Below are 4,242 nucleotides of genomic sequence, written 5' to 3' on the forward strand. Positions count from 1 at the left end.
AATCGACCAAGACATTTTTATCATTTTTACGCTCTCACCGACATTTAACCGCCTGTTAGAAAGGGCTGTTAAATTTTCCCACTCATTTACGATTGTCCCATTTTTACTCAAATTTCGTTCCTCCTCAAAGAAAAAGAGACTGGTGGAAAGAATTTTCAAAAGTTCACGTAACTCTTAAAAATTCATAACCAGCAATCTCTAGTCTTGAAGAAACCTAAAAATATTCGTATAATGAATTTGAGTTACGGAGCTAGTATGGATAGTTTCCGTAAAGGTCGAGAACGTTGGTAGCGTTGCTCGACTATTTTTTTGCTCTTTTTCCAGTTCATTTGTCTGCTAACTCAATAATAGCACTTCTCTTTTGCTATGCAAATATATAAAAACATAAAACCGCACCCTTTGAAAAGGGCGCCCCCAAACTTCGCTAACGCTAGGTTGGCCAAAAAATGGACTTGCCATTTTTTAGCAAATGTCAGCTTAATAGGCTAGTGGTTTAGCCGTCAACTCCTTATCCTCGGCACAAACCGCCTCCGGTACCGTTGACTGCACATCGTAACTACCACTCGATCTCATCCTCAGAACGCTCTAATTTATGCTGTGAGACATTTTGACGATAAAATAAGGTTTTCTCCTGATCTAATACTTCTAATTCCTCAGAAAGCCCCATATCCTTTTCTGCAAGCCCAAAACGGATAGACAAACGAGTGATCGATTTTTGAAATGCGTTTTTTAATCGCTCTAAACGCTGGCGTAAAGAGCGATTTTCTTCTTTCAGCTTTTTATTTTCCACTTGTAAATCTGCTAATTGTTTTCTACCAGACAAATGACGCTCTTCTTCCAATGCAGCTACATACTCATTTAATTCTGTATTTTGCTCAAGCATCTGTAAATATTGCTCACTCATGTTATCAGCATTTCTCTTGGCATTCGTTGCTCTCGTAGCTCGTTGATACAAATCAACAAAATCATTCCCAGATAAGTGATACGAACCATCAGGAAGCCTCTTGAAACTTTCTAAAGGAACAATATCTTTTTGGAAAATGACCGCCATCTCTTTTTTTACATTCAGCATATTTTTCTTCTCTTCTTCAATTTTCGCTCTCTCAGAAGCCACCAGAGCCTTTTCTCGCTCATTTTCTTCTCTTTGCCTAGAAATATACCTCAACTCATCAGAAACGCTCTCACGCTCTTTTACGGACGTTTGACGCAATTCTGAAATCTCGCTCATGATTTCTTTATATTCGTGAACATCTTTGATTTTGTTAGTACCGACTAACTCACGCTCCCAACCAAAATCTGCCATCAAACGTTCAATTGACTCAACTTCCTGATTCCTAAAATTATTCCAAATCACTCGACCATTCTCTTTATCTGCTCGTAAACCCTGCTGTTGCAAGGCTTTGTTAAAACTTGGTTGCTTTTGAACCCCACGTTTATACCCTTCAGCAACAGGAACAATATTCAAATGCAGGTGCGGACTTACTTCGTCATTATGAATAACAGCATTATAGACGGATAAATTAGGATTCCGTTCTCGAAATTCTTTGAAATACTCAACTAAAATTTTGTTGGCAATCACTCGATTTTGTTCTGCTTGTTGTTCCGATATGCCAGTAGAAGAACCATCTGCTCTAGTTGTCTGAAAATCATCAAGTGTCCCAACTTGCACGATAAATTCTCGTTGAGGTTCCAACTTTTTATCTTTGCGAACCTTTGCTAAATAGTCCTCAATTTTTCTATCGGCTCTTTTCTGCTTTGCATTATATTTTTCTACGGCTTCGCCAAACAGTTCTTCATACTTTTCTCGAATATTTGTTTGTTCTAAATAAACATTTTCATCCGATTTTGCGAAATCAATATGCTTATGCCAGTCATTGATTTTTTGGCTATCAGTTAACTCACGATTATTATGAGAAATGCTTGTATTCTTTGTTCCCTTTTTGAACGAAATACTAAACCCCAAGTTAAACCCCTCCTTCGCGCTGTCGCTAATAAAAAGAGTGTAAACCTTTCTGTTACTCTTTGTCAAAGAGTAACGTTTTCCTAATTGTGACACGGCTGTCACAATTCCAAACGCTCTCCGAGGGGGTTCGCTGTCACAAGTGACAACGAAAAAAGGAGTCGAAAGCGTGACACGCTATCAACTCCTTTTACGCATTATTTTGCTTAACGCAAAATAATCGCTTATCGTAAATTCACGTCATTAAACATTGACGTAAATTTACTCTCGCTCATCTGACTTTTTTTATTCGGTATCACTCCGAATAAGCCGTCAGATTCATCGGGATAATCTCGTTCGCTTGACGCTGATTTTTCATCAGCAAGCCACTCATTATCCACTGATTTTTCGTGTTGCTGATCGTCAGAAATTGACGATAGCCACCGCTCAAAATCAGCAAAAGATTCAAACCCAAAACGCTTGCGAAGAGTTTTGCCCATTGCAGCATTTTCTTTCTCAATCAATCGTTTCTTCTGTTGGCGAAGTTTCGCCTGTTCTTTTTTTAATTTTTCTTCTTGCGCTTTAATATCTGCTAAAGTCATCCCCATAAACTACATCCCCTTTTCTTTGGAATTAATAACGGAAATTTGGTTTAACTGCATAACATGACTCATTAATTTCAACCAAAATTCTTTTTCAGCTTCATCAGTTGTTTGCGCTAAATGCCTATGAACAAATTCATTTGTCAAAACTGAAGATTTTGCTAGATCAGCATTGATAACCGAGTTGAGAACATCCATCATTCGTTCAAACATCTCACTATAATTATCTTCATCCGAAAGATTCAAATAATCAGCTAACCGTTCATACATCACTTCAATTCTATCGACTGTTTCTTCTCTCAAATCAATTTTATTCATGTCACACCTCACTTCCAGAATTGCCACCATTTTCGATTTTTTAATTCTTGATTTTCTAGTAACAACTGATCGTTTTTTTGTTGTTGAAGCAATGTCAATTTTTGTTGGTCACGAATCATTTCTGTTAGTTTAGAAATTTGTTTGTCTTTTTCAACTAACTGTTCACGTAAAAACTCATTCTCTTTTTCTAATGGAAAATCATTGCCTGCCTTATCGACCGGTAAATTACCGGTCAATTGACTAGTTTTTGACCGATAAATTGACCGAGCAACACCGATCAACTCCTTGTCTAACATGATAATACCATTTTCTTTGTAGCGAGAAAGATCATACCCACGATTGACCAGTTGATTGCGCACTGTATTTTTCGTTACACCCAGCTCATCAGCAAGTTCTTTTAGGGTCATTTTTTCTATCGAATCACTCATTCAGCACCTACTTCCGTTACATCAAGTCCTTGAAGCCATGTATCTAATTCTCGTTTCAAATCGTCTGCCGATTCCGAAAATGTCTCTCGTAAATGATTAGCTAACTCATCATTTTGGCTTTCTTGCTTCAACAAATTTCTTAATCTATATTTCAAATCACGACTAATCGCTGACCACTCGGAATGGTCATACAATAAACCTTTTATCATTACTCTATCCAACGTTTTCACATCTTCAGGAAAATAATGCGGACTAGCAAAACTATCCAAAGTTTCATGCACCATTGCATGCCAGTCAGTTGCTTTTCCTCTACGCAACTGCATTTCTAACCGCCACCAGCTTTGAATTTCTTTCGGCACAATTTTACGCTTAGTCTCTTGCTCTAATTTTTTGTTATACATCCGAATTTGTCGTTCGCTGGCACGACTACCCCAATATGCCGTTTCTAACTTACCAGAACGCCCATAAATTGGTTTAAAGGACACAGGGTCAACCACTCGATATTGGGTAATAAACTCATCTGGCACATCAATCATATCGCAAGCAATATCTGCACGAGAAAAGTGTGGGTCTAAAAATAAGTCATGAATAAAATTTTTCATAGAACCAGCTAAAAACTGATTGATTTTATTAGGGTTAAAGTCAATTCGCCCTTTCCCCTCTTGCCATTTCAAAATCTCAATATAAGCTATATTTTCATCGTGTTGGTCTACCAACTGCCAACTATTATTGCTAACAGATTTTAAATAGCCATTTCCTTCATTCAAGCGCATAAGCTGTTCAAAATTTAAAATCAATACATCATTTGAAGTGTGATAATAAATGTTTTCGTTGAGTTTCCCGACAATGGTTATTCGATCAATCGACCAAGACATTTTTATCATTTTTACGCTCTCACCGACATTTAACCGCCTGTTAGAAAGGGCTGTTAAATTTTCCCACTCATTTACGATTG

The 4,242-nt window shown here is 37.4% G+C and carries 5 protein-coding genes; all 5 read right to left on the minus strand.

Annotated features, from left to right (window positions below):
• Positions 1–556: 556 nt before the first annotated feature.
• On the minus strand, positions 557–1,963 hold the full coding sequence (locus tag RK01_RS13370) for a plasmid recombination protein (RefSeq protein ID WP_016173818.1): 1,407 nt from the start codon (positions 1,961–1,963) through the stop codon (positions 557–559).
• 221 nt (positions 1,964–2,184) lie between these two features.
• Positions 2,185–2,547, minus strand: a complete 363-nt coding sequence (locus tag RK01_RS13375) for a hypothetical protein (RefSeq protein WP_016173819.1) — start codon at positions 2,545–2,547, stop codon at positions 2,185–2,187.
• 3 nt (positions 2,548–2,550) lie between these two features.
• Positions 2,551–2,859 (minus strand): hypothetical protein, encoded by a 309-nt coding sequence (locus tag RK01_RS13380; RefSeq protein WP_016173820.1) that lies wholly within the window; start codon positions 2,857–2,859, stop codon positions 2,551–2,553.
• Between the two features lie 8 nt (positions 2,860–2,867).
• Positions 2,868–3,287 (minus strand): hypothetical protein, encoded by a 420-nt coding sequence (locus RK01_RS13385; protein ID WP_016173821.1) that lies wholly within the window; start codon positions 3,285–3,287, stop codon positions 2,868–2,870.
• Entirely contained in the window at positions 3,284–4,240 is a 957-nt protein-coding gene (locus RK01_RS13390; protein ID WP_016173822.1) for a replication initiation factor domain-containing protein, read from the minus strand. Before RK01_RS13390 ends, RK01_RS13385 begins: the two co-directional genes overlap by 4 nt.
• Positions 4,241–4,242 lie beyond the last annotated feature (2 nt).

Source organism: Enterococcus dispar ATCC 51266 (assembly GCF_000406945.1).
In the GTDB taxonomy this organism is placed as follows: Bacteria; Bacillota; Bacilli; order Lactobacillales; family Enterococcaceae; genus Enterococcus_C; species Enterococcus_C dispar.